This window comes from Methylomonas sp. Kb3 (genome assembly GCF_002834115.1).
Taxonomy (GTDB): domain Bacteria; phylum Pseudomonadota; class Gammaproteobacteria; order Methylococcales; family Methylomonadaceae; genus Methylomonas; species Methylomonas defluvii.
Genome location: NZ_PIZT01000002.1, coordinates 191544 through 216555, shown reverse-complemented (window position 1 = coordinate 216555; position 25012 = coordinate 191544). Strand labels below are relative to the sequence as shown.

Annotated in this window: 24 protein-coding genes; 6 read left to right on the top strand and 18 right to left on the bottom strand. The window is 48.2% G+C overall.

Annotated features, from left to right (window positions below):
• Positions 1–2: 2 nt before the first annotated feature.
• From CWO84_RS01895 to CWO84_RS01850, 10 genes are read right to left on the bottom strand one after another with little or no spacing between them, the layout of a single operon-like run.
• Positions 3–1064: a chemotaxis response regulator protein-glutamate methylesterase gene (locus CWO84_RS01895; protein ID WP_033157432.1), complete on the bottom strand. Its 1062-nt coding sequence runs from the start codon at positions 1062–1064 to the stop codon at positions 3–5.
• Positions 1065–1073: 9 nt separating this feature from the next.
• Complete coding sequence (gene cheD, locus CWO84_RS01890) at positions 1074–1712, bottom strand: chemoreceptor glutamine deamidase CheD (RefSeq protein ID WP_101051612.1); 639 nt, start codon at positions 1710–1712, stop codon at positions 1074–1076.
• On the bottom strand, positions 1709–2545 hold the full coding sequence (locus CWO84_RS01885) for a protein-glutamate O-methyltransferase CheR (protein WP_101051611.1): 837 nt from the start codon (positions 2543–2545) through the stop codon (positions 1709–1711). Before CWO84_RS01885 ends, cheD begins: the two co-directional genes overlap by 4 nt.
• A 24-nt stretch (positions 2546–2569) precedes the next feature.
• The gene (locus CWO84_RS01880) at positions 2570–3079 is read right to left on the bottom strand and encodes an STAS domain-containing protein (RefSeq protein WP_101051610.1); all 510 of its coding nucleotides are present in this window, start codon (positions 3077–3079) and stop codon (positions 2570–2572) included.
• Positions 3079–3840 carry a ParA family protein gene (locus CWO84_RS01875; protein ID WP_033157429.1) on the bottom strand — a complete coding sequence of 254 codons (762 nt, stop codon included), beginning with the start codon at positions 3838–3840 and terminating at the stop codon, positions 3079–3081. The genes CWO84_RS01880 and CWO84_RS01875 overlap by 1 nt, the downstream gene beginning before the upstream one ends.
• Positions 3837–4361 (bottom strand): chemotaxis protein CheW, encoded by a 525-nt coding sequence (locus CWO84_RS01870; protein WP_101051609.1) that lies wholly within the window; start codon positions 4359–4361, stop codon positions 3837–3839. The genes CWO84_RS01875 and CWO84_RS01870 overlap by 4 nt, the downstream gene beginning before the upstream one ends.
• A 45-nt stretch (positions 4362–4406) precedes the next feature.
• Positions 4407–6752, bottom strand: a complete 2346-nt coding sequence (locus tag CWO84_RS01865; RefSeq protein WP_101051608.1) for a methyl-accepting chemotaxis protein — start codon at positions 6750–6752, stop codon at positions 4407–4409.
• A gap of 42 nt (positions 6753–6794) precedes the next feature.
• Complete coding sequence (locus CWO84_RS01860) at positions 6795–7310, bottom strand: chemotaxis protein CheW (RefSeq protein WP_101051607.1); 516 nt, start codon at positions 7308–7310, stop codon at positions 6795–6797.
• Between the two features lie 19 nt (positions 7311–7329).
• Entirely contained in the window at positions 7330–9420 is a 2091-nt protein-coding gene (locus tag CWO84_RS01855) for a chemotaxis protein CheA (protein WP_101051606.1), read from the bottom strand.
• A gap of 39 nt (positions 9421–9459) precedes the next feature.
• Positions 9460–9825, bottom strand: a complete 366-nt coding sequence (locus CWO84_RS01850) for a response regulator (RefSeq protein WP_201799043.1) — start codon at positions 9823–9825, stop codon at positions 9460–9462.
• A 410-nt stretch (positions 9826–10235) separates the two neighbouring features.
• Between CWO84_RS01850 and CWO84_RS01845 the strand changes: the two genes are divergently transcribed.
• The 6 genes from CWO84_RS01845 to CWO84_RS01815 all read left to right on the top strand — a co-directional run bounded on the left by CWO84_RS01845 (position 10236) and on the right by CWO84_RS01815 (position 18661).
• Entirely contained in the window at positions 10236–10868 is a 633-nt protein-coding gene (locus CWO84_RS01845) for a GspH/FimT family pseudopilin (RefSeq protein WP_101051605.1), read from the top strand.
• Positions 10869–10874: 6 nt separating this feature from the next.
• Complete coding sequence (gene pilV / locus CWO84_RS01840; protein WP_101051604.1) at positions 10875–11345, top strand: type IV pilus modification protein PilV; 471 nt, start codon at positions 10875–10877, stop codon at positions 11343–11345.
• A complete protein-coding gene (locus CWO84_RS01835; RefSeq protein WP_101051603.1) occupies positions 11342–12412 on the top strand; it encodes a PilW family protein in 1071 nt (356 codons plus the stop codon). Before pilV ends, CWO84_RS01835 begins: the two co-directional genes overlap by 4 nt.
• Before the next feature lie 8 nt (positions 12413–12420).
• Positions 12421–12792 carry a PilX N-terminal domain-containing pilus assembly protein gene (locus tag CWO84_RS01830; protein ID WP_101051602.1) on the top strand — a complete coding sequence of 124 codons (372 nt, stop codon included), beginning with the start codon at positions 12421–12423 and terminating at the stop codon, positions 12790–12792.
• Positions 12793–12972: 180 nt separating this feature from the next.
• Positions 12973–18018, top strand: a complete 5046-nt coding sequence (locus CWO84_RS01820; RefSeq protein ID WP_101051600.1) for a PilC/PilY family type IV pilus protein — start codon at positions 12973–12975, stop codon at positions 18016–18018.
• A gap of 181 nt (positions 18019–18199) precedes the next feature.
• On the top strand, positions 18200–18661 hold the full coding sequence (locus CWO84_RS01815; RefSeq protein ID WP_084153333.1) for a type IV pilin protein: 462 nt from the start codon (positions 18200–18202) through the stop codon (positions 18659–18661).
• Between the two features lie 20 nt (positions 18662–18681).
• Here CWO84_RS01815 and queA read toward each other — a convergent pair whose 3' ends face one another.
• The 8 genes from queA to CWO84_RS01775 all read right to left on the bottom strand — a co-directional run bounded on the left by queA (position 18682) and on the right by CWO84_RS01775 (position 24966).
• On the bottom strand, positions 18682–19701 hold the full coding sequence (gene queA / locus CWO84_RS01810) for a tRNA preQ1(34) S-adenosylmethionine ribosyltransferase-isomerase QueA (RefSeq protein WP_101051599.1): 1020 nt from the start codon (positions 19699–19701) through the stop codon (positions 18682–18684).
• Positions 19702–19850: 149 nt separating this feature from the next.
• Complete coding sequence (locus tag CWO84_RS01805) at positions 19851–20093, bottom strand: succinate dehydrogenase assembly factor 2 (RefSeq protein WP_033157419.1); 243 nt, start codon at positions 20091–20093, stop codon at positions 19851–19853.
• On the bottom strand, positions 20090–20872 hold the full coding sequence (locus CWO84_RS01800; protein WP_033157418.1) for a succinate dehydrogenase iron-sulfur subunit: 783 nt from the start codon (positions 20870–20872) through the stop codon (positions 20090–20092). The genes CWO84_RS01805 and CWO84_RS01800 overlap by 4 nt, the downstream gene beginning before the upstream one ends.
• A complete protein-coding gene (gene sdhA, locus CWO84_RS01795; protein ID WP_101051598.1) occupies positions 20872–22656 on the bottom strand; it encodes a succinate dehydrogenase flavoprotein subunit in 1785 nt (594 codons plus the stop codon). The genes CWO84_RS01800 and sdhA overlap by 1 nt, the downstream gene beginning before the upstream one ends.
• Before the next feature lie 3 nt (positions 22657–22659).
• Positions 22660–23040 carry a succinate dehydrogenase, hydrophobic membrane anchor protein gene (gene sdhD, locus CWO84_RS01790; RefSeq protein WP_033157416.1) on the bottom strand — a complete coding sequence of 127 codons (381 nt, stop codon included), beginning with the start codon at positions 23038–23040 and terminating at the stop codon, positions 22660–22662.
• A 13-nt stretch (positions 23041–23053) separates the two neighbouring features.
• Complete coding sequence (gene sdhC / locus CWO84_RS01785; protein WP_033157415.1) at positions 23054–23425, bottom strand: succinate dehydrogenase, cytochrome b556 subunit; 372 nt, start codon at positions 23423–23425, stop codon at positions 23054–23056.
• 38 nt (positions 23426–23463) lie between these two features.
• Positions 23464–23655, bottom strand: a complete 192-nt coding sequence (locus CWO84_RS01780; protein ID WP_033157414.1) for a succinate dehydrogenase assembly factor 4 — start codon at positions 23653–23655, stop codon at positions 23464–23466.
• A 3-nt stretch (positions 23656–23658) separates the two neighbouring features.
• Positions 23659–24966 carry a citrate synthase gene (locus tag CWO84_RS01775; protein ID WP_033157413.1) on the bottom strand — a complete coding sequence of 436 codons (1308 nt, stop codon included), beginning with the start codon at positions 24964–24966 and terminating at the stop codon, positions 23659–23661.
• Positions 24967–25012: the final 46 nt, after the last annotated feature.

The following is a 25012-nucleotide window of genomic DNA, read 5'->3' as shown; positions in this document are numbered from 1 at the left end:
TTTCAATCCACCAGGGCCAGGATTTTTTCCGCTATTTTCCCCAAGGATAACACATGATGCGCGGCTCCCAGTTTGTAGGCCTCGCCGGGCATGCCCCAAACGATACTGGATGCTTCATCCTGCACTATGTTGACGGCCCCGGCCTCGCGCATCTCAAGCATGGCTCTGGCGCCATCCGCCCCCATGCCCGTCAACATAACCCCAACCGCATTGCTACCCACATTCTCGGCAACTGATCGAAACAGGACATCCACGGAAGGCTTATGTCTGTTGACAGGTGGACCATCATCAAGGCGGCACGCATAACGAGCACCATCTCTCACAACCATTAAATGTTGATCACCTGGCGCTATATAGATATTTCCGGGCAATATCAGCTGCCCATCGCTAGCCACGCAAGCAGTCATCTCAGTGGCCTCGTTAACATGTTTGGCAAACGAAGCGCTGAAGGCGAGCGGTAAATGTTGGGTAATGACAATCGCCGGCGCCGTCCTGGGCAGGCTTTTTACCAGTTCCTTGACCGCTTCGGTGCCGCCCGTTGAAGAACCCAACGCCACAATTTTATGAGTCGTTTTGAAATGCTTTTTCATCGTACTGGCTGCATTCTCATTCACTGAATTAAGAGCTGGGACATTAACCCGATTGGTTTCCAAAGCTTTGACTTTTGCTTGAGCGGCCATCCTGATTTTACCGATAATCTCATCGGCATAGGCTCGTAAGCCATGGGAGACATCGATTTTTGGTTTTGCCACAAAATCAACCGCACCGAGCGCTAACGCATCAAGGGTCACTTCGGCGCCTTTTTCGGTCAACGTTGAAATCATGACCACCGGCATCGGTCGTAAACGCATCAAATTACGTAAAAATGTCAGACCATCCATACGCGGCATTTCTACATCCAGTGTTAATACGTCGGGATTCAAGGCCTTTATTTTTTCCCGGGCAATAATCGGATCACTGGCCGTGCCGACAACTTCGATATCGCCTGCCTCATTAAAAATTTGCGTCAACATTTGGCGAATTAATGCCGAGTCGTCAACAATCAATAGCTTAATTTTTGTCATCCTGGTTTCCTAAAATAGCTCTACGCTACCTTCAACCGGTGCGTCCTTGATACTGGAACTATATTGCTTCTCGCGCAGGAAGATAGTTTGGTTGTGTAAATCTTTAATTTTTTTCATTCTGACCCGTCCGGTATGCGGAAAGAAATTCACCTTACGCGGATAAATATCGCCCAAATCATGAGAAACCAGATTCAACGCTTCAGTGTCCACATAGTCCAAAACGAATTGAATGTTTCTGGCCCCCACATCACCCAGGGTAGCAATGATTTTGCCGCCGCCGAACAGCTTAACTTCCAGGTTTTTACGCTTACCGCCATTTTGCAAAATAGCGTTGATCAAATGTTCCATCGCGTAATTGCCATAGCGAAAAGCATTGCCAACGACAGCTTCGTCTCTGGCATTCAAGCGACTTTTACTGGTCTCCGGCAACATGAAATGATTCATACCCCCCACGCCGGTCACCACATCCCTGATACAGGCTGCCACGCAAGAACCCAGCACAGTCGTAATCATTTCATCCTGTTTGGTGACGTAGTAATCACCGGGCATTAATTTTGCCGCCACTATTTGATTTTCTTGATCCCAATATCGATTGACGTTTTCGAATCCGGCGATAAGCGGTCTTTCCACATGTCGCACATGACTCACTTAATCGACTTCCTGTAGATGGTGTTACCTATCAAACTGAATCCGGTATCGAGCTGATGCAAGGATTCTGAATGTCCAATGAATAAATATGAACCCTCTTCCAATAAGCCGCAGTAACGATTCGCTAACATCGCCTTGGTTTCCCGATCAAAATAGATCAAAACATTTCGGCAAAAAATAAAATCAAAATACCCTTTCAAGGGCCACTCCTGCATCAAATTCAATTGTTTAAACTCTATCAATTCTTTCAATTCCGGTTTAACGCGCACCTTGTTCGCTTGTCCACCGACACCTTTTTGAAACCAGCGCTTAAGGCGTTGCTCGGCTATTCCTGTCACGCGGTCAGCCATGTAAATACCGGCTGCGGCGGTGGCCAAAACATTCGTATCAAGATCGGTAGCCAGAATATTGATAGTCCAATCAGCCGGAACGCTTTCCTTCAAGGTCATCGCCAAAGAATAAGGCTCCTCACCTGTTGAGCAACCTGCGGACCAAACTTTAATCTGTTTAGTCCCGGCATGTTTTTTAAGCAAGCCCGGTACAACCGTCTTGCTTAAATATTCAAAGTGGTGATTTTCGCGAAAAAAAGAAGTGAGGTTAGTGGTGACAGCATTAATAAATTCAGTAAACTCAGCATCCGGGTTGTTTTTCAAATAATGACAATACTGTTTGAAGCTGGTGAAGCCCAGCATGCGGACCCGTTTCGACAACCTCGAATAAAACATATCGAATTTATCGTCCGGCACCAAGATTCCGGAATATTGGTTGGATATTTTCCTTAGAACGTCAAAATCTGCTTGGGTATATTCAAACTCGCGCGCTTTTTCTTTCATTTTGTATATTCGGGTAGTACCCCATCAAAAAAAGCCGGATGCAGCCTGATCAACTTCCAACATTTCGGCAATCCCCAACAACTCCGAGGCTTCAATAAACTTATCGGAAGGAAAATCGATAGAAACGGATTTCTGCAAGCCAATTGCAGTCTGCTTTAAAATCAATAACAGTTGCAGAGTTGCGGTATCTATCATCGTCACGCCGGAAGCGTCGATATCGATAGCCTCAAAATTGCTGAGCATCTGCGTTAAGCGCTGGTGGAGAGCCGCGACATTTTGAATATTCAATACCGGATCCAATACCAAAACCGCTCGCTCACTTTGAGAGGCGTATGGCTCAGAGGCGTCGGCCGGCGATTGATCCAAGTCTGCCTCAAGGTTTGACGCTGTTTCTGTCGAGCTCGCAAGTTCTGTCGAACTGTCCGCTTCCGCTTCACTAACTTGGGCTTTTTGTGAGTCGTAATTGAAATCTGATCGATGCATCCAGGCCAGAGGATCGTAACCGATCAAACTATCTTCATTTTGTTCCGCCATTACATCATCCTCCCTTCTAAAAAGTCTTCGGCAAGTGCCATAAAATCTCGTGCGGAACGGCAGCCCGGGCGATATTCAAAAATGGTTTTACCAAAACTAGGGCACTCTGCAAGTAAAGCCGTTTCCCGAATGGTGGTCGCCAAAATTTGCCCAGGGAAGTATTTTTGTATGACACTCAATACCTCCTTTGACATGCGTCTGGCCGGAATATACCTGGACATGACCAGGGAAAATTTGTAGGGCCTTTTCAAAGCACTTTCAAATTTCCTGATGGTTCCCACCAAATGCGACAAGCCTTGCAATGCCAAATAATCACTGGTCATCGGCACCAATATTTCATCGGCGGCAAACAAGGCATTGGCCACCAATACCCCGGAAGAAGGGGGACAATCGATAAAGATAAAATCTTCATCGCGATTGCCGTCAAGCAAAGCTCTGCGAAGCAGATCGCCACGTCTGGCTCCACCATCCGTCAATTGCTCAATTTCCTGCAATCTTGGACCGGCAACCACCAAATTCAGATTCTTTCTAACCGGAATTGATTGCTCCGCGAGACTCGCCCCTTCCAACAAAACCTTATCAATCCCACTTGTTTGCGTATCTACGGAACCTAGCGAAACGGCCAAATGACTCTGCGGATCAAAGTCTATCACTGTAATTTTCTTACCGAGTTTAGCTAGAGCGTGGGTCAAATTGACCGAAGTGGTGGTTTTTCCTACCCCGCCTTTCTGGTTAAGGACCGCTACAATCCTCGCGCTCATTTACCCTCGGCAATAGCAGCAAGCCCGGCAATAGCAGCAAGCCCGGCAATACCGACAAACTCTTCCGGATTTAAAAGCTTATCGACATCCAATAACATCACCATATTTTTCTTGCCGACGAACATGCCGCGCATATATTGAGTATTGATTTTCGACCCCAAATTCGGCGCTTCTTTTATATCGGACAACTTAATATCCAACACGTCGGATACGGCATCAGCGACGATGCCCATCACCGAAGTACCGGAAGCAGTATTGACACTCATCACAATAACGACCGTCACCGGGGTATATTCCACTTTTTGCATCTGAAAACGTTCGCGCAGATCGACAATCGGCACTATGGAACCGCGCAAATTTAACGCACCTTTTACAAAATCAGGGGTATTGGGAATTTTTCTAATGGGCTCCCAGCCTCTAATTTCTTGGACTTTCAAAATTTCGATGCCATATGCCTCGCCTTCCAACTCGAAAGTCAGAAATTGCTCAACGTGCTGATTGGATTCTAAATCGGCTGTCATGGCGGCTATTCCCTATCTAATGGTTTGGTCAATCAAGCAACTCCGCTAAAAATCCTGCCACTCGTCGTCGGCTTGTGAGGTTTGCTTAAAACTACTCGGCTGACGAACCGCTGGCGATGATGCCATTCTATTGGCCTCTGCACGAACAACACTGGCACTATCGGCTTGATGAACGACTTTTTGCTGCCCGGATTTTTTTTCTGTTTTGAAAAACGCCAACATCTCGACCATATTCGTCGACAAGTCGCTCATTGAAACACTGGCGGCAGATGCTTCTTCGGCTAAGGCCGCGTTTTGTTGGGTGATTTCGTCCATTTGCGCAACAGCCTGATTCACCTGCCCTATACCCGCAGACTGCTCAATACTTGCATCGGCAATCTGGGCGACGATATCCCCCACCTTCTGCACACCTGCCACAATTTCGTTCAAAGCTTTACCGGTTTCGTTCACAAACTCGGTACCTGCTCTGACTTTTTGCACACTGGTTTGAATCAGCTCTTTACTCTCCCTGGCCGCAGTAGCACTGCGTTGCGCCAGATTTCTCACCTCTGTGGCAACAACGGAAAAGCCTCTACCTTGCTCGCCTGCTCTGGCTGCTTCCACTGAGGCATTCAAAGCCAACAAATTGGTTTGGAAGGCAATTTCATCAATCACGCTAATGATGTCAGCGATTTTATTACTGCTCTCGTTGATTTCCTGCATGGCGGAAACCGCCGCCTTGACGACATTCCCGCCTTTTTCAGCCAATTCTCTGGCGTTATTGGCCACTGCGTTAGCTTGCTGAGCGTTATCGGCGTTATTTTTTACAGTACTGGTCAACTCTTCCATGCTGGCGGCAGTTTGCTGCAAATTCGCAGCCTGTTGCTCGGCGCGTTGCGATAGATTGTTATTACCGCTGGCAATTTCTTGGGACGAGTTGTTAATAAAATGAGCAGACTCGCTAACCTGGCCGAAAATTTCGTTCAGCTTATCGATGGTGGTATTAATATCGTTTTTGCAGTTTAAATAAACCCCTTGGTAATCACTGGTGATTCGATTGGTCAAATCTCCAGAAGCCATACTTTGCATGGTACTGCCAACATCTCTGAATACATTTTCGATCACATCGGTCAGTTCGTTGATGCCTTCGCTGAGCGTCTCAAAAAAGCCTTGTTTGTCGGCCATCTCAATCCGGCTGGACAACTCACCCACTTTGACAGCTTCCACAATGCTGGCAATTTCCTGCTCGATTTTTACTTCATGCGTTCTATCCAACCACTCGACCACGATGCCGATACGCTCGTTTTCGTCGTTCTTAACCGGATTGGCAACGATATTCATGTGTCTGCCGCCAATCACCAACGCTGAACTAAATGTGCTGGATAGGTTTGCCAACAGGCCTCGTTGGTGAGCTGGTTTTTTATGGAATTGATCGATGTTGGCGCCCATCAGTTTGCTGGCATTGAAGTCAGGCAACTGCTTGCGAATGTCTGCTTCCGCATTTTGGAACATATCGGTTACTGTCTTGTTCATGTAGATGATGTCTAAATCGTTGTTAGCCACCATGACACAGGACTGCACATTGTCGAGCGCCTGTTTGATGCGCATCGCTTCCGACGCTACCTGTTTGGAATAAGCCAAATCGGAATTCAATTTAACTTGCATGCCGTATAAGGCCCGATAGAAATCGCCGATTTCATCACCACGGTCCAAATCTATAGTATTCCGGAATTGTTCATCCGCCATCCGATAAGAAATACGTATCGAATTCTCTAGAGCCTTTACAACACTGCGAATCACCGAATATCCCAATATTGAGGCAAATCCGGCCAAGCCCAAAAACAGGAACATCTCCGGGTATTTTTGTTCGATATAGTGATCGTAAATGGAATTGATCGTCGGCAACAAAAAGATCAGATAGATAATCCCCACTTTTTTCCACAAGCCCAATTCCAGTAATTTCTTGATGAGCGCATTAATCCCCGTCGGCCGTATTGTGGCTTTATTGGCATTTAGTTTTTCATACAAAGATTCGGCTTGTTGGATTTGTTCCCGGGATGGCGCGTAACGAACCGACAGGTATTCCTGCACTTTGCCATTCTTGAACACCGGCGTTACGTTTGCTTCCACCCAATAATAATCTCCGGTCTTGGTCCTATTTTTGACGGGTGCGGTCCACGGGCGCCCAGCCTTCAAACAATTCCATAAATCTTCAAATGCCGCCGGCGGCATGTCAGGATGACGAACCATATTATGATTGGCCCCCACAAGTTCATCCTTGCTAAAGCCGCTAATCTCAATAAAAGCGTCGTTTGCATAGGTAATAATGCCTTTTAAATTGGTGCGCGTGACCAAAATGGTGCCTGGCTTCATTAAGACTTCGCGATCAGTCACAGGGTGATTGAGTTTCATTGCATATCCTCCATTACAACCCAGCCATAAACAGCTCTTTTTTTAACTTTCATCTTCACCATCCAGGCCATCAAGTTTTAATAATTTATCTACATCCAACAGCATCACCATTCGGCCATTTACTGAAACCAGGCCATTGATAAATTCAGTACTGACTTTTGCACCAAAATTCGGCGCGCTTTGGATACTTTTTTTATTGACATCGACAACGTCTGAAACTGAATCCACCACGACCCCGATGATCCTGGTTTTATCGGCCATGTGCGCTTGCAAGACCACAACGACCGTCAAAGGCGAATAATCACTGTGTCCCAGTTGAAATCGCTCGCGTAAATCTATGATAGGCACTATCGCACCGCGCAGATTGACCACACCTTTTTCATAAGCCGGCACATTAGGAATTCGCGATACCGGCTCCCAACTGCGAATCTCCTGAACTCGCAGAATATCTACCCCATATTCTTCCTGGCCCAAGGTAAAGCTTAAAAACTGCAAACTAGTATCCAACCGCTTTGCATCTTGCTGGTCAGTGCTGCTGAGTTCGATTATTTCCGACATGACACGCTTTAGGTTAGGTTTATTGATTGGCTAAACGCACGAGACCGGGGATATCAAGAATCAGTGCCACCGAACCATCGCCCAGAATAGTTGCGCCGGATACCCCGTCAATCCGTCGATAATTCGCCTCGAGCGACTTGATGACCACTTGCTGCTGCCCAAGCAGATCATCGACGAACAATCCGCAACGCAACCCTTGCCCTTCGACAACCACAATTAAACCTTCGGTTAGCTTGGTGGTTTTCGCGGTGGGTACGTTAAAAATTTGATGCATTCTGATAATCGGCAGATATTGGCCGCGTAACAGGAAAGTTTCCCCTTTGCCCGCTACTCGATTGAGCCTGTCTTCCTTGACGTGGAGTGACTCGATAATAGAACCCAAGGGTAATATGTAGGTTTCGTCGCCAACCGCAATCGACTGACCATCCAGGATAGCCAGAGTCAGCGGGAGATGAATGGAAATGGTGGACCCTTTGCCTAACTCGGAAAGGATTTCTATGTTGCCGCCCAAAGCCTGGATATTACGTCGCACCACATCCATACCCACCCCGCGACCCGAAATATCGGTAAGCTTTTCGGCCGTAGAAAACCCCGGCATAAAAATCAGCTCGTATGTTTGCTTATCGCTTAAGATCGCATCGGGATCGATCAAACCTTTTTCAATGGCTTTGGCCCTTAATTTATCTTTGTCGAGGCCTTTACCATCGTCAGTCACTTCAATCACGATGTTGCCGCCGCGATGATAGGCTTCAAGGGTAACCGTACCCGTCTCGGGTTTGCCGGCCGCGAGCCTGACATCGGGCATTTCAATGCCATGATCCAAGCTGTTTCTGACTAAGTGAACCAAGGGATCACTGAGCAGTTCGACGACGGTCTTATCCACTTCGGTGTGTTCACCCACCAATTTAAGTTCGATTTTTTTACCTAGTTTGCTGCTGATATCATGCGCCAGCCGTGGGAAACGGCTAAACACGAAACTGATAGGCAGCATGCGAATGTTCATCACACTTTCCTGCAGTTCGCGGGTATGCCGCTCTAGCTGAGAAAGTCCGTTTTTCAATTGATCAAGTTTATTCAGTTCGAAATGTTCGCCTAATAAGCTGAGCATGGATTGCGTAATGACCAACTCCCCTACCATGTTAATCAAGGTATCGATTTTGCTGGTATCCACGCGAATGGAACTTGAACCTTTCGGTGCGGCTTTTGCTTCCTCTTTTTTGCCGTTTTTACGCTCCAGCGTATTCGACTCAGATTCTCCGGTACTTGCAAACTCAGGGCTGATGTCTCTATGAACGCTGTTTGTAACGGGCGTTATAGCGATGTCTGCTGAGACCTGGGCTTGCGCAGAACCTGTGGACGTTTTGTAGATCGGTTGTTTAGCCAAATCGCAATCGTCCTCGACCCAATCGAAAATCTCGTCAATTTCCGCCTCCGGAATATCGCCCAAAACACGCAATTTCCAGGACAAATGACACTCTTCCGGATCCAAATCGTAAAGATCGGGTACACCTTGTAAATCAACGGTTGTCGTCAATTGGCCCAGGGCTGCCAACTCCCTGAACATCCGTACCGGTTCGTTACCGGTCTTCAACAAATGTAAATGCGGGCTGAAGGCTATCACCCAGCCGGCGATTTGTTCAGCTTCTTCAGCCGGCAAATCCGCAGCACTTTTTGACGCCGAAATGTCCGGAGCGTGTCTCCCTGCAGGGGAACTGGGCACTGTATTATTTAGCTCGTTATCCAATGCTAATTTATGCTCAGCGACATCAGACTGATCCACTTCACTGCCGTTTTGTATCGATTGCAGCATATCTCTCAAACAATCGACTGACCCCAACAATACATCAACCGCCGGTTGCGTGATCTTTCTGCGGCCGTCGCGCATTTCATCAAGCAAGGTCTCCATGACATGGGTAAAGTCGGAAACCGCGGTAAAACCGAAAGTTCCGCTACCGCCTTTGATCGAATGCGCGGCGCGGAAAATGGTGTTGATGTCTTCGACGTTAACATCCCCCAAATCAAGGTTGAGCAATCCCGATTCCATCGCGTCAAGTCCTTCGAAACTCTCTTCGAAAAAAACCTGATGAAATTGCGCCATATCGATTGACATAGAATTACCCGGTGCTGATGTCTCTGAAGAGGCGGATACTTAGCCCATCACTTTTTTGATCGTTTTCAAGAGTTGGTCGGGATTGAATGGCTTCACTATCCAGCCCGTTGCACCGGCATCTTTGCCCTGCTGCTTTTTATCCGCTCCCGCTTCAGTGGTCAGCATCAACATCGGCGTAAACTTGTAGTTTGGTAAAGCGCGTAAGTCTCTAATCAACTCAATTCCGTCCTTGTTTGGCATATTGACATCAGTAACGACGCAATCAAAAGCTTGCGCTTTCGCTTTATTCAAGGCATCCGCTCCATCAACCGCTTCTACCACGTTATAACCGGCGCCTTTTAAGGTAAACGCCACCATCTGCCTCATTGATGCGGAATCGTCTACAGCAAGAATTGTTGCCACAATTTTCTCCTCAAAATTTATCGAACATAATTTAAAACTGTTAAATCAGCACAAACTGCGATTGCCAGTTCACCTGATTAGAATTTTACATTGCTCAGATTGTAGCTAAGCTCAGCCAAGATTGTAGTTAGAGAAAGCTGATCTTGCCGAAAAACACTCATTTTAAAAATCTAAGACGCTTCGTTGCAGGGACCGCCATTTTGGCGAAAATCTGTAAACACTCACATTGCGATTGTGGTTTAACTCGCATAACTTTGTTGAATCCTGTGCTATCTTCAAATTCGATTTTGACGAGCCAACGCTTCCCTGTTCCCAGAGTAGAAATGCACTTTTCATAGGCCGGAGCGGCAAATAACAGCAACAGAGTTCGAGTTCATTTGCGCCCAACTACCTGAGTCACAATCAAATAAATTATGCAAAAATTATTCACCGAAACATCTAAAGGATTCACACTGGTTGAGCTGATGGTGACCATCGCTATCGCCGGCGTTCTGGTGGGTATTGCAATTCCAAGCTTCACTTCGATTATCAGCAATAACCGCTTAACCACATCAGCCAACGAATTAGTCACCGCGTTGAATTTAGCGCGAAGCGAAGCGGTAAAACGTGGCGTATCGGTGACTGTGCGCAAAATTGACGACAAATCATCGACTAATAAGAACAAGACCGCCTGGGCTTCAGCGAATTGGGAGCAAGGCTGGGATGTTTTCACGGACGCAAATGACAATGGCGAGTTCGACACAGGCGACGATGTGCTTCTCAAAACTTATGCGGCACTAAGCGCTTCTTATACCTTGCGAGGCAATAGTTTTTCAGACTTCATTAATTTTAGTTCTTCTGGACAAAGTAATGGTGGAGGTAGCTTTGTAATCTGCAACAACAGCGACGGCAATAACGTCCCCGAAGCAAACACCTCTAGGCTGATAATCGTTAGCCCTATCGGTCGATTGCGCATGGGCCTCGATGCAAACAACGATGGCATACCAAACAAGGACACGGTCGCAAGCACCGCCTCGAATATCACCTCCTGCTTACCCCCATTTTAGTTACCGATGAAAACAACCAACGGTTTCACATTAATAGAAGTCTTGATCGCCGTGGTGATACTTGCCCTGGGCTTGCTGGGTTTGGCGGGCTTGCAATCCACAAGCCTGCGGAACAATCAAAGTGCATATTTTCGCTCACAGGCTACTTTGCTTGCTTACGATATAGCCGACCGAGTACGAGCAAACGCAGTGGGTAACTACGATAACCAAGCAGAAACGAATAACGATTGCTTAGCAAACACTTGCACACCGGCACAAATGGCTGGTTACGATTTAAAACAATGGAACGACCAACTAAGAAGTCAATTACCTAGCGGCGAAGGTGTTGTTTGTAAGGACAAAACCCCGGGGGACGGAAATTCAAAATCCGCACACAACTGCGACGGGATCGGCGATGCGTATGCGGTAAAAATTTGGTGGGATGACGACCACGATGGGGCGGCGACGCAACGGTTTGTAATGAGTTTCCAGCCATGAAAAAAAATCAGACCTATTTCCTGCAAACAGGCATGACTCTCATAGAAATTATGATTGCGCTGCTTCTGGGCGCATTCCTATTAGGTGGGGTAATCAAGATTTTCGTTAACGCGAAGCAGACTTACGGGATGCAGGAAGGCTTATCCCGTTTACAAGAAAACAGCCGTTATGCGTTGGAAATACTCAGCAAAGACTTACGCTTAAGCGGTTTTCAAGGCTGTATATCCATAACCGATTTAACACCCACCAATACTGCCACAACCGCAATTACCTCGCCCGTTGTTGCGCCAGCTATATCGTCGCCAACACCAGCCACTATCATAGTCGGCTACAACGGCAGTGAGGCATCGCCGGTAACGACCACTTGGTCCCCAGCCTTGCCAAGCGCCTTGTCAGGTTTAGCTACGCCGATTACCCCTGGCACCGATGTGATAACAGTAGTTTTCGGTGAAAGTTGCGGCGGTTATTTGTCAGCAGATATGGCAAGCGCAAGCTCGGATATACAAATTTCCAGTTCCAATACTTGCGGCATAGTTGATGGTGATCCGGTTTTAATATCCAGCTGTAGCAACGCCGACCTTTTCCGGGCCACCACAGGCACTACCTCGACACTGATTAAGCACAATGCGGTCTCTTTGCCCGCGACTTGTGCTTCCCCACCGTGCTACAAAACCAGCTCGGAAGTCTTTGCTTACCGCGCATACAGCTATTTCATCCGTCCAGGCGCAAGCGGAGAACCGGCTCTTTGGCGATACGACAATACCAAGGCTGCAAGTAGCAGCAGCAATCCAGTTGAAATACTCGATGGCATCGAAAACCTGCAAATTCTATATGGTGAAGATACTGATGCCGACGGTGTAGCCAACCAATATAAAACCGCAGCTAACGTCACCGATATCACCGATGTCGCCAGCGTGCGTATCTCACTCTTGGCGCGCACCAGCGAGAATCTGGCCTCGCAAACCCTCACTTACGATTACAACGGCGCCACCGGCGTTAACCCTGGTGACCGGCGAATTCGCCGCGTGTTCAACGCGACGCTTGCAGTACGTAATCGGCTGCAATAGGTGGCACCATGAATAAGTCGAAAATAAAACAAACTGGCGCAGTGCTAGTCGTCGCCTTAATCATGCTGATGCTTCTGACGATCATTGGCGTGACCGGCACCAATGTCACCAGTCTGGAAGAAAAAATGGCCGGCAATATGCGTGACCGTAATCTTGCCTTTCAAGCGGCGGAGTCCGCCTTGCAAGCGGGGGAAACTTGGCTAAATACCCATGCCTACACCTGCAGTAAAGCTGCCGGGAGATTCAATCCGCGCGATAACGATTGCAATAGCGCAACAGCGGAAACGTCGGAAGTTTGGGACAGCATAAGTTGGGACGACAATGATTCGGTGCTTTTACGGGCGTTTTGTCAAACCTCAGCGCTAATCCTCGTTACATAATCGAAGACTTGGGCTGCTTGCCCGCACCTGCAGCATGTCCCGGAAAGCATAACTATCGAATTACCGCCAGAGCAACCGGCGGCACAGCGGACACTATCGTCATGCTCCAGTCTATTTACCAAATTTAGTGAGTCGTACGACTATGTTGATTTCAGACAGAAACACGCAGAGGGCAAAATCATGAAAACTAAGCAACGCCAAGTAAAAGCCTTTTTTTTGCTGATTCTGTCTCAGACATTGCTAGCAAGCTTCAACGCTTCTGCAGGTATTTCTCAACAACCTTTATTTCTAACCTCCAGCGTTCCACCTATCGTCATGCTGACCATGGGCCGCGACCACAAGCTTTATTACGAAGCTTATAACGATGCCTCTGACCTCAACGGCGATGGATTAATTGACGTTGGCTATAAACCAAGCATCGATTACTTCGGGTATTTCGACTCGCATCGTTGTTACGATTACGTGGACAGCGACGGAGGATACTTTACACCGAAAGCAAAAACACCATCAGCTACTGATAAAACCTGTTCATCGGTGGACGGCGACTGGAGCGGTGATTTTCTTAACTACATTACAACCGCGCGTATTGACGCTCTCCGCAAGGTACTATATGGCGGTTACCGAGGCGACGACACCACCTCGAAGACCGTACTCAAACGCTCATTTATCCCTCAAGATGCCCATTCATGGGGTAAGGAATACAATCCTAGCAATAACCCGGGATACCTTATCTCAGACTACACACCGTTGGCCGAGCCCGCTACGGGGAAAAGCCACCTATTTGCAAATGTGTCCTTAAGTTACACCGGCCAACCCTTGATGCGCGTCTTAAATAATACTTCCTACCGCGTTTGGGAATGGCTTTCCATCGAACGGCCCGTGGCCGGTAGCGATTGCGATAACGGCAGCCGTACAGCCTGTGCAACCACGGGTAGCTCTAACTGGTCGGTAGTTCCCGATATAGTATTCAGCAATTTGGTGAGAAAAACTTATAGAACCGGAGATACTGCTCCCGCCCATCCATCGAGCGCTGCGGAGTATGCAACATTTGTTACTAATTACGGCACCACCGGTAACTTACGCCACACTGACAATATGACTAGACTGGAGGCCAATGGTAATCCTGAACGTACCGAACGTTATTTAACCGTTGTAAAAGGAAAAATCACTGTTCCTGCCAGTCTCAATTACAAGTTTTCGGTAGATGGCGACGATGCAGTAGAAGTATTGATTAACGGTACGGTAGTGGCAGGATATTACGGAGGCCATGGCGTCTGCAATTGCAATACTAATAATGGCACTATTCATCTCACCGCTGGTGTCGCTTACGATATTGAATACCACCACGAGGAGGCTTACGGCGACGACAGCTTCGTATTGCGCTGGGACACCTCGAATACCGCCTCTAGCATCACCGACTACAGTGTCAATGTTAACGTCTGCGAAACCGGCAAATTGGAAGCCAACTGCAAAGCCTACAAAAGTGGATCAACCACAACCTATAAACCCACAGGGTTGCTACACACCTATGGCGAAAATGACTCGATGGCATTTGGCTTGCTGACCGGTTCTTATAAAAAGAACATCTCGGGCGGCGTACTCAGGAAAAACATAGAATCTTTCACCAACGAAGTAGACCCTACTACAGGCATATTTACGACAACCAACGGTATCGTCAAGACAATCAACAACCTACGTATCAACACCTTCAACTACTCGGATCACGCTTACGCTTCTGGGTGGATTACCACGCGCGCAATAACGGAAGGTGAAGCAGCCGAATGGGGTAACCCTATAGCGGAAATGATGTACGAGGGTTTACGCTATTTTGCTGGTAAAGCAGCCCCCACCTCAGCCTACTCCATAACAGCCACGGATACCCCTGATGCAACACTAGGATTGCCTTTGCCAACTTGGCTTGATCCATATTCAAATACAGGCGGTAAATATCTGAGCTGTGCGAAGCCAATGCAACTGGTTATAAGCGATATAAACGCATCCTACGATACCAATCAGTTACCCGGCAGCTATTTTGACTCGTCGTTCTCAGGTGATTTGTCTGGTCTGAATGTATCGACTCTAGCCGATACAATTTGGGGTAACGAATCCGAATCGAGCAATATTTTTATCGGTCAATCGGGGATTCTCAGCGACGGAGCCCCCACGGCAAAATCGGCAAACAGCTTTAAAAATATCCGTGGCCTCGCTCCGGAAGAACCCACCAAATTAGGTGGCTTTTATGCCGGTAGCATTGCTTTGTACGGCAGACAAACCGACCTAAACGCCGCTACCGGCGATCAGAAAACTGATACGTTGGCAGTGGCATTAGCTTCGCCGCTCCCCAGAATCGAAATACCGGTCAACGGCAAGATAGTAACCTTGGTACCCTTCGCAAAATCCGTAGCGGGCTCTAGCATCTCCCAGTCCTCAACCAGCTTTCAGCCCACCAATCAGATCGTAGACTTTTACGTGGAAAAGATTGTCAACACGGTAGAACCTGTCTCGGGTGTTACTCCAGGCAATAAAGATGCCGCGATTAACGGAGGACGCCCGTACGGAAAATTCCGTATAAATTACGAAGACGTCGAGCAAGCTGCCGATCACGATATGGATGCGATTGTGGAATACACGTTTACGGTCAATGCATCAAACCAAGTAGTGGTCGATCTGAATTCAACCTATGCCGCGGGCGGCATAACCCAGCACATGGGTTACGTTATTTCCGGTACCACCAAGGACGGCGTTTACCTGGAAGTACGTGACAAACCCGATGCCGGAGAAAATGATAAAGATTATTTTCTTGATACACCTCCAGGTCAGTTTCCTGGTGGCACTTGGGCCGATGGCGTCTCTTTACCACTCACGGCATCCAGAACATTTAACGTGGGCACCACCACGTCAGCCAGCTTTATTAAACATGACCCGCTTTGGTACGCGGCAAAATGGGGCGTAAACGACAAAAACAAAGACAACATTCTTGACCAAAATGAATGGGACGAAGATAAAAATGGTACTCCTGACGGTTATTTTCTGGTAACCAATGCAGGTAAACTCTCCGAGCAATTAGGAAAAGCTTTTGCCAAAATACTCAGCAACGTCAGTTCTTCCTCTGCGGTAGCCGCCAATACCGCAAAATTAAATACCGGGACATTGGTTTATCAAGCCAAATTCGATCCAAGAGACTGGAGCGGACATTTGTTGGCGATCCCGATCAATGACACTACTGGCGCATTGGAAACAAACAATCTCAACTGGGACGCTGCCACAAAGTTACCGACACCAAGTAGCCGCAAAATTTACACTCTCAACCCAACGTTAACCAGTGCTCCACGGGGTATAGAGTTTCGATGGGCAAACTTAACCACCGCGCCAACAGGCAGTTCGCAGCAGGACTATTTAAACCAAATATCGGGTACTGCTGACGGCAAAGGTGAGTTACGGCTCAATTGGTTACGCGGGGATAACACAAACGAACAGCGCTTGGGTACCGGAAACTTTAGAAACAGAATCAAGAAATTTGACGGCACTTTCCTAGAAAACAACACGGATCTAGCGAATGCCACAATTGCTACCAACAAGCTCGGTGACATCGTAAACTCCGACCCCATCTATGTTGGAACCGATGACTTCGGATACAGTTCACTACCCGGAGCAGAAGGTAGCGACTACACTTCATTTCGGGCCAGTACGAGTTACCAAAATCGCAGACCCATGATTTACGTAGGTGCCAATGACGGCATGCTACATGGGTTCGACGCTAAAAAGAACTCCGGCTCGATCACCACTGGCGGCACAGAGATTTTTGCTTATGTCCCGAATGCGTTATTTCCGGAATTAAGCAAGTTGACATCGCTCACTTATGCCCATCAGTATTTTATTGACGGCATGTCAAGCTTTGGCGACGTGTATTACGATTCGAGCTGGCATACCCTTCTCGCAGGTGTCACGGGGGCCGGGGGCAGAGCCGCATTCGCTCTCGACATCACTAATCCGGATACGTTTGGCGCCAACAGCGTTTTATGGGAGTTCACTAGCACGGATGACAATGACCTAGGCTATACAATAGGTCAACCCGCTATCGCTAGAATGAAAGACGGCACATGGGCCGTTATCGTTGCGAATGGCTATAACAGCGACGCGGGTAAGGCAGTGTTGTTTGTATTGAATGCCAAGACAGGCGCGTTAATCAAAAAATTTGATACCGGAGTCGGTGACGCCGCGCAAAAAAATGGTCTGTCATCACCAAAGGCGGTTGATACTGACGGGGACACAATTGTAGACACCATATACGCCGGCGATCTCTACGGAAACCTTTGGAAATTCAACGTAGGCACGACCTCCGCAACTAGTTGGACTATTGCTAATAGTGGCGCGCCACTATTCGTCGCCTGCACCACAACAGGCACGTCATGCACATCGGCAAACCGTCAACCGATTACCGGAAAACCTAGTGTTGGTGCAGTTGGCTCAGAGCAAACCGGTGGCATTATGGTGTATTTTGGTACAGGCAAATATTTTGAGACTACTGACAACGTCATACCGACGAGTCCACAGGTTCAGTCTTTTTACGGCCTGTGGGATGACAACTCTGGGGCAATCACCGACAGAGCGAAACTACAAGAGCAAACTATCACATATGAGGGTAACCCCAAAAACTCTGCCGGCGTAGAGGAAACAGGCGTGGTACGGGTAAGCTCTAGAAATACTGTGTGTTACTCGGTGGCAACCATTCCATCAACGGACGACGATACGCCCACCGCCACTTGCAGTGCAGCCAATCTTAAAAAAGGCTGGGCTATGAACCTCCTTAAGCCCACGAATATCGCTCAAGGTGAAAGAGTCGTTAGTCCAGCGGTTCTGTATCAAGATTTAGTGATTTTCTCGACAATGATTCCGAGTGCTGATCCTTGCTCGGGTGGCGGTGTGAGCCGCGTCATGACTGTGGAGGCAATTACAGGTAAACGCCCCGCTACAGCCTCTTTCGATTTATTCGGTAATGATAGTAAAGCTGATATAAACGATCTTATGCTAATTGATGGCAAATTAGTTGCTGCTACTGGTTTTGACATGGGCATTGGCATACATAAAAATCTTAGTCTTGTTGAGAATATTGGTATCGGATCCGGTAGCGATGGTCTGGACAAAATGATTTTTAAAAATGCCCCAACTACCCCTGGCGGAGGAGGTGGTGGCGGCAAAAGAACTTCTTGGCGCCAATTGAGATAAATAGCTCAGTTGTTGAGAACTTATTTTGGAATTAGTCTGATACTAAGAATTTAATGCCTGTGACTTTTGGGGAATCTGGGTTTAGCCGTGAACTTGCGTGTATTCACTGAATTAAACCGATATGCGATAACAGGCTTACATATTTCAATAAACGATAAAACCCAAACCGGTCAAAATTAAAATGAACAAAACACAACAAGGCGTAACTCTTATAGAGTTAATGGTTACAGTGGCGATCATCGGCATACTTGCAGGCGTCGCGATACCTGGCTATCAAGAGAGTGTACGCAAATCGCGAAGAGCGGATGTCAAAGGCGTATTGCTCGGACTAACCAATGCCATGGAGCGACGTTTTACGGAAGCCAATACCTTTTGTGACGCCGCTGCGGGAGGAACTGCGGTAACCGGTTGTGGATCGTCAACCGGCGATACCGGGACACCATCGATCTATACGATCCCAACAGAAACCGCCGGCTTTTACACGGTAACTATTAGTGGCGCCAGTGCTAGTAGCTATACCTTGAGCGCGGTTCCGACCGGAGCCCAAGCCAGTGACAAATGCGGTACCTTATTAATAGACAATACCGGCAGCAAAACCGTAGCGAGCGCAACATTAGATGCCTCAACATGCTGGAGCAGATAGAATCTTCGCTCAGAAAATCCTTAAATAACCAGCATCGCATCGCCATAGCTGAAAAATCGATAGCGTTGCTCAATAGCATGGCGATAAGCGTTCATGACTGCGTCATAGCCCGCGAATGCCGAAACCAACACTAACAACGTCGACTCCGGCAAATGAAAGTTGGTCAGCAACGCATCTACAGATTTGAACGAATAACCCGGCGTTATAAATAAGTCAGTATCGCCGCATCCAGCCTGCAATACGCCACTATGTGAGGCTGACTCCAAAGCTCTTACCGCAGTGGTACCTATAGCCACAACTCTGCCTCCCCTGGCCCTCGCCTGATTAACTGCATCTACACAATCTTGCGAGATGCTATAAAACTCCTTGTGCATCACGTGTTCGGATAGATCCTCGACCCGCACAGGACGAAATGTGCCGCTGCCGACATGCAAAGTTACAAAACTGCGCGCTACGCCTTTTTGATCTAAGCGATCCATAGTTGGCTGATCGAAATGTAACCCGGCTGTAGGTGCAGCCACCGCGCCCAGTTGCTCGGCAAATACCGTTTGGTAACGATCCAAATCACTTGCTTCGTCAACACGGCTAATATAAGGCGGCAGCGGAATATGCCCTACTTCGTCCAATAGCGCCAACAAGCCGGCTTCCGTTTCAAACCGCAGCCTGAATAAATCGTTATGTCTACCCATAACCCTGCATACCGCGCCATTCTCCAAGCTCAACAAGGCATCGGTCTTTGGCGACTTACTTGCTTTAACATGAGCAAGCGCTGTGTGAGTATCCTCGATTCGCTCGATCAACATTTCGACTTTACCGCCGCTTGACTTATGCGCGAACAAGCGAGCAGGCATGACTTTGGTATTGTTAAAAACCAATAAATCGTTGCTGCTTATCATGTCGACAAAATCGGCAAACTGACAGTCTGCAATTGCCGCACTTTGTCTATCCAGACGCAACAATCGACTGGCACTCCGTTCCGGCAGCGGATACTGGGCAATAAGTTGCTCCGGCAACTGATAATTGAAGTCGCTCTTTTTCATTCCAAATAGGTTTTAAATGACTTTTGAACAATCTTGGGACTTTATCTGCCGCAAGATACGTAAAGGAGAGTTTATTTGAAGTTTTTTAATACGTTAGATCATTTTGTATGGAGGGAAGCATCGCTTATGCAGCCAGATTTTAGCAAAACTTAAACCGGCAAAGTTCTGATTACCAAGACCAAGCTTTTCATATTATCTTCGCTCGGCAATTGTTCACCCATCAAGTATCGCATCAGTTCAGTGTCTTCAAGTTCCAACATTTGCAAAAACGTTTGCTGTTCCGTAGTGTCGGCGAAGAGGTAACGATGTTCTAAGTACCTGACAAGCATCAAATCCAGCTCAAGGGTACCGCGCCGGCAACGCCAGCGCAGCTTATTGATGTTTTCGCTCACAGATGGTCGCGTTCCACCAAGAGCTTCTTGATTTCCGCAATCGCCTTGGCGGGGTTAAGTCCTTTTGGACAAGTATCCGTGCAATTCATAATGGTGTGGCAGCGATACAATTTAAACGACTCATCGAGTTCGTCCAAACGTTCTTTATCGTTTTCATCGCGGCTATCGGCTAACCAACGATAGGCTTGCAACAGGATTGCCGGGCCGAGATATTTATCGCTATTCCACCAATAACTTGGGCAACTGGTTGAACAACATGCGCAAAGCACGCATTCGTAGAGACCATCGAGCTTGGCGCGATCTTCCCTGCTTTGCAGGCGTTCGGTTTCGGCAGGCGCTTCTGATTCAGCAGTTAACCAGGGTTTTATCGACGTATATTGTTCGAAGAAATGCGTCATATCTGCGACCAAATCTTTGACCACCGACATATGCGGCAACGGGAATATTTTCACGGTACCTTTATAGTCACTAATCGCTTTGGTACAGGCCAGCGTATTCTTACCGTTGATGTTCATCGCGCACGAGCCGCAAACACCCTCACGGCAGGAGCGACGAAAGGTCAGACTGCTGTCGATTTCATTTTTAATTTTCAGAATCGCATCCAGCACCATCGGTCCGCATTGGTCCGTATCGATCTCATAGGTGTCGATGCGCGGATTTTCCCCAGAATCCGGATCCCAGCGATAAACTTCAAAATGGCGGACGTTGGTAGCGCCCTCGGCTTTATAGGTTTTACCCTTTTTAATCACCGAGTTTTTGGGTAGTGTAAATTCAACCATTAGTAAACCCTCTCTTTAGGCGCAACGACTTCGACTTCGTCGGTAAGCGTATACAGGTGGACGGGGCGGTAGTAGATTTTGACTTTATTGCCTTCCCGCCAGGTCAGAGTGTGCTTCATCCAATTCTTGTCATCGCGTTTCGGGAAATCCTCACGCGCATGGCCACCGCGACTTTCTTGACGATTACCGGCGGCAGTAATAGTAACCTGAGCCTGGCCGAGCAAATTATCCAGCTCCAGGGTTTCCACCAGATCGGTATTCCAAATCAGCGATTTATCACCCACTTTGACATCATCAAACGATGCAGCAATCTCGCCTATGGCCTTGATACCCTGGTTTAGCGTGGCCTCAGTTCTGAATACCGCCGCCTTAGACTGCATGGTCGTTTGCATATCCATGCGGATTTCCGCCGTTTTACGGCTACCGTTGGCATGGCGGATTTTATCGAAACGCGATAATGCTTGATCCGTGGCGTCTTTTGCCAACTGCTTATGCGGCATGCCGGGCTTGATCAGCTCAGTGCAACGAATCGCCGCCGCGCGACCGAATACCACTAAATCCAATAAAGAGTTAGAGCCTAAACGATTGGCGCCATGTACCGAAACACAGGCGGTTTCACCGATCGCCATCAAGCCAGGAACCACATAATCGGGATTACCGTCTTTCAGTGTGACCACTTCGGCCTTGTAATTGGTCGGAATACCGCCCATGTTGTAATGCACGGTCGGTAAAACCGGAATCGGTTGTTTCGTCGCATCGACACCGGCAAAAATTCGGGCGGTTTCGGTGATGCCGGGCAAACGCTCATGGATGATGGCCGGGTCGAGATGCTCCAAATGCAAATGTACGTGGTCTTTCTTTGGACCGATGCCGCGTCCTTCGTTAATCTCGACCGTAATCGCCCGGCTCACTACGTCGCGAGACGCCAAGTCTTTGGCATGCGGGGCGTAACGAGCCATGAAGTGTTCGCCTTCGGAGTTGGTCAAATAACCACCCTCGCCGCGCGCGCCTTCGGTCATCAAACAGCCGGAACCGTAGATACCTGTTGGATGGAATTGCACAAACTCCATATCTTGTAAAGGCAAACCCGCTCTCAAGATCATGCCATTGCCGTCGCCGGTAACCGTGTGCGCCGATGTGCACGATAGAAAGGTACGACCGTAGCCACCGGTTGCCATTACCGTTTGATGGCCGCGAAACAGGTGAATGGAACCGTCATCCAGGCACCAGGCCAGGACGCCGCGGCACTCGCCCTCTTCCATGATCAAATCCAACGCGATGTACTCGACGAAGAATTCAGCTTTGTGTTTTAAAGCCTGTTGGTAAAGGGTATGCAAAATGGCATGACCGGTTACGTCGGCTGCTGCGCAGGTTCTTTGCGCTTGGCCTTTACCGTAATGCGTAGACATACCACCAAAAGCCCGCTGGTAAATTTTACCTTCTGCGGTTCTGGAAAACGGCACGCCGTAGTGTTCCAACTCGATGATGGCAGGAATCGCTTCCCGGCACATGTACTCGATCGCATCTTGATCGCCCAGCCAATCCGAACCTTTTACGGTGTCATACATGTGAAAACGCCAGTCATCCTCACCCATATTGCCGAGCGCGGCGCTGATACCACCCTGTGCAGCGACGGTGTGACTGCGGGTAGGAAACACTTTACTGATACAGGCGGTTTTCAGACCTTTTTCCACCATACCAAAAGTAGCCCGCAAACCGGCCCCGCCGGCGCCAACCACCACAACGTCATGTTGGTGTTCGATGATGTTATATGCTGAGGCCATGAGTTACCTTGCGAAAAAGATGATGATAATCGCGAGCAATGCCGCGACACCCAAAACTAAAAAAATCAGATTGGTGGCACGTATTGCCAAGTTTCTTACCGGAATAGTCGACACATAATCTTCGATCACGACCTGCACACCCAACGCGGCGTGATAAACCACTGCCACGGTCCAGGCGATAATCGCCAGGGTGTTGAATGGTGAAGACAACCAATCCACGGTATCCGCATACGGTGCGTTCAACGCTTTGTTTAATAACACCAGCAGCCAGATCGACAGGGGCACCAAAGCCACGGCCGTGACGCGCTGATACCAGAAATGGCCCGAGCCGCTATGTACCGAGAAAAAATCGGCGGCTTTTTCCAATATTGCTTTGTAATCCATAACCAGCCCTCCTTTAAGAAACCACAAAGGTAATCAATGTCAACGACGCCGAAGCAATCAGTTCGTAAACTGCATATTTGTCCAGTGTCATGCGTTCGAAGGTTTTGCAAAAATCCCAAATCAAATGGCGAATACCGTGCACCAAATGAAAAAATAACGCATAAATAAAGCCCCAATACACCAGTTTAAACAACCAGTAGGACATAAAGGCCTGCATGGCACCATACGCACCTTCGCCGGCGGCAATGGCGAACAGCACATAGACAAATAGCACCAGGCCTATGGAAAGGAACACCCCGGTCATGCGGTGGGTGATTGACACCAAGCCGGTTAAGGGCAATCGATAAACTTGCAGATGGGGTGAAAGTGGTCTGTTTGCTGACATGATTTACCCTGTATTTAAAGTTGAAAAATAATTTTTTGTTAGAAATCGACGCAACGGCCTTTGCGTTCCCAATCGCCAAAACGAGTAGGCTCCGGACCTTTCGGGCCATTAATTTCTGTCGGAATGGCGGGATCTTGCTCCGCAGACGGCGTCTTATCGGGTTCTGTCTTGGCGTTCTCAGGCGGTTCTTGCGTATTGGTTTGTGCTGACTTCATGTCGATTTTCTGCATAATTTAGCGATTATTCACAGCGGTATAGTCGCGGCGCGGCGGCCCGACGTATAACTGTCTCGGCCTGCTGATAGGCGTCGCCGGCTCTTCCATCATCTCCAGCCAATGTGAAATCCAGCCGGCGGTTCGGGCTATCGCAAACATCACAGTGAACATTTCGACGGGGATGTGCAGGGCTTTATAGATAATGCCGGAATAGAAATCGACATTGGGGTAGAGTTTTTTCTCGATGAAATACTCGTCTTTCAACGCATATTCTTCCAAGGCCAAGGCCAGTTCAAACAGAGGATCGTTGGTGTTGGTTCTGCTCAACACCTCGTAGCAGGTTTTGCGGATGATGGTAGCGCGCGGATCGAAGTTTTTATAAACCCGGTGCCCAAAGCCCATTAAACGGAACGGGTCGTCGTGATCCTTGGCTTTGGCGATATATTTGGGGACGTTTTCGACGCTACCGATTTGCGCCAACATATTCAAAACCGCTTCGTTGGCGCCGCCGTGAGCCGGTCCCCACAACGCCGCGATGCCGGCTGCCACGCAGGCATAAGGATTGGCGCCGGTACTGCCCGCCATGCGCACCGTCGAGGTACTGGCATTTTGCTCGTGGTCGGCATGCAAAATAAACAACAGATTCAGCGCTTGGACCAGATTGGGATCGATGTAATGTTCTTGATCGATATAGTTTTGCGAGGAACGAGAGAACATCATATTCAGGAAGTTCTCGCAATAACTCAGATCCATGCGGGGGTATACGAAGGGTCGACCGATGGAATGCCGGTATGACGCTGCGGCAATGGTGGGCATCTTGCCTATCAGCCGGGTCGCACAGATCATGCGGCTGGCAGGATCTTTAATGTTCAAATCGCTGTGATAAAACGCCGACAAGGACCCCACCACCCCCACCAGCATCGCCATAGGGTGGGCATCGTAATGGAAACCATCAAAGAATTTGCGCAAAGCTTCGTGGATGATGGCTCTGTCGCTGACTTCTTCATTAAAGTCGCGCAACTGCTCCGCATTGGGCAGTTCGCCGTTCATCAGCAAATAGGCAACTTCAGTAAATTCGCAGTTTTCCGCTAATTGTTCGATAGGATAACCGCGATACAACAAAATCCCGTTATCACCATCAATGTATGTAATTTTGCTTTTGCAAGCAGCCGTGGCAATAAAGCCCGGATCGTAAGTAAAACACCCAAGATCTTTGTTTAAAGAGCGAATATCGACAGTATCTGCACCCAAAGACCCCTTCAACAACGGATATTCAACTTCTTTTCCGGTGGCGTTGTGCCTGACCAGTAAAGTATCGTTTGACATGGTTTCCTCAGTTTTCTGTTAGCAGAAGCTTAGCAGTTGAATTCGA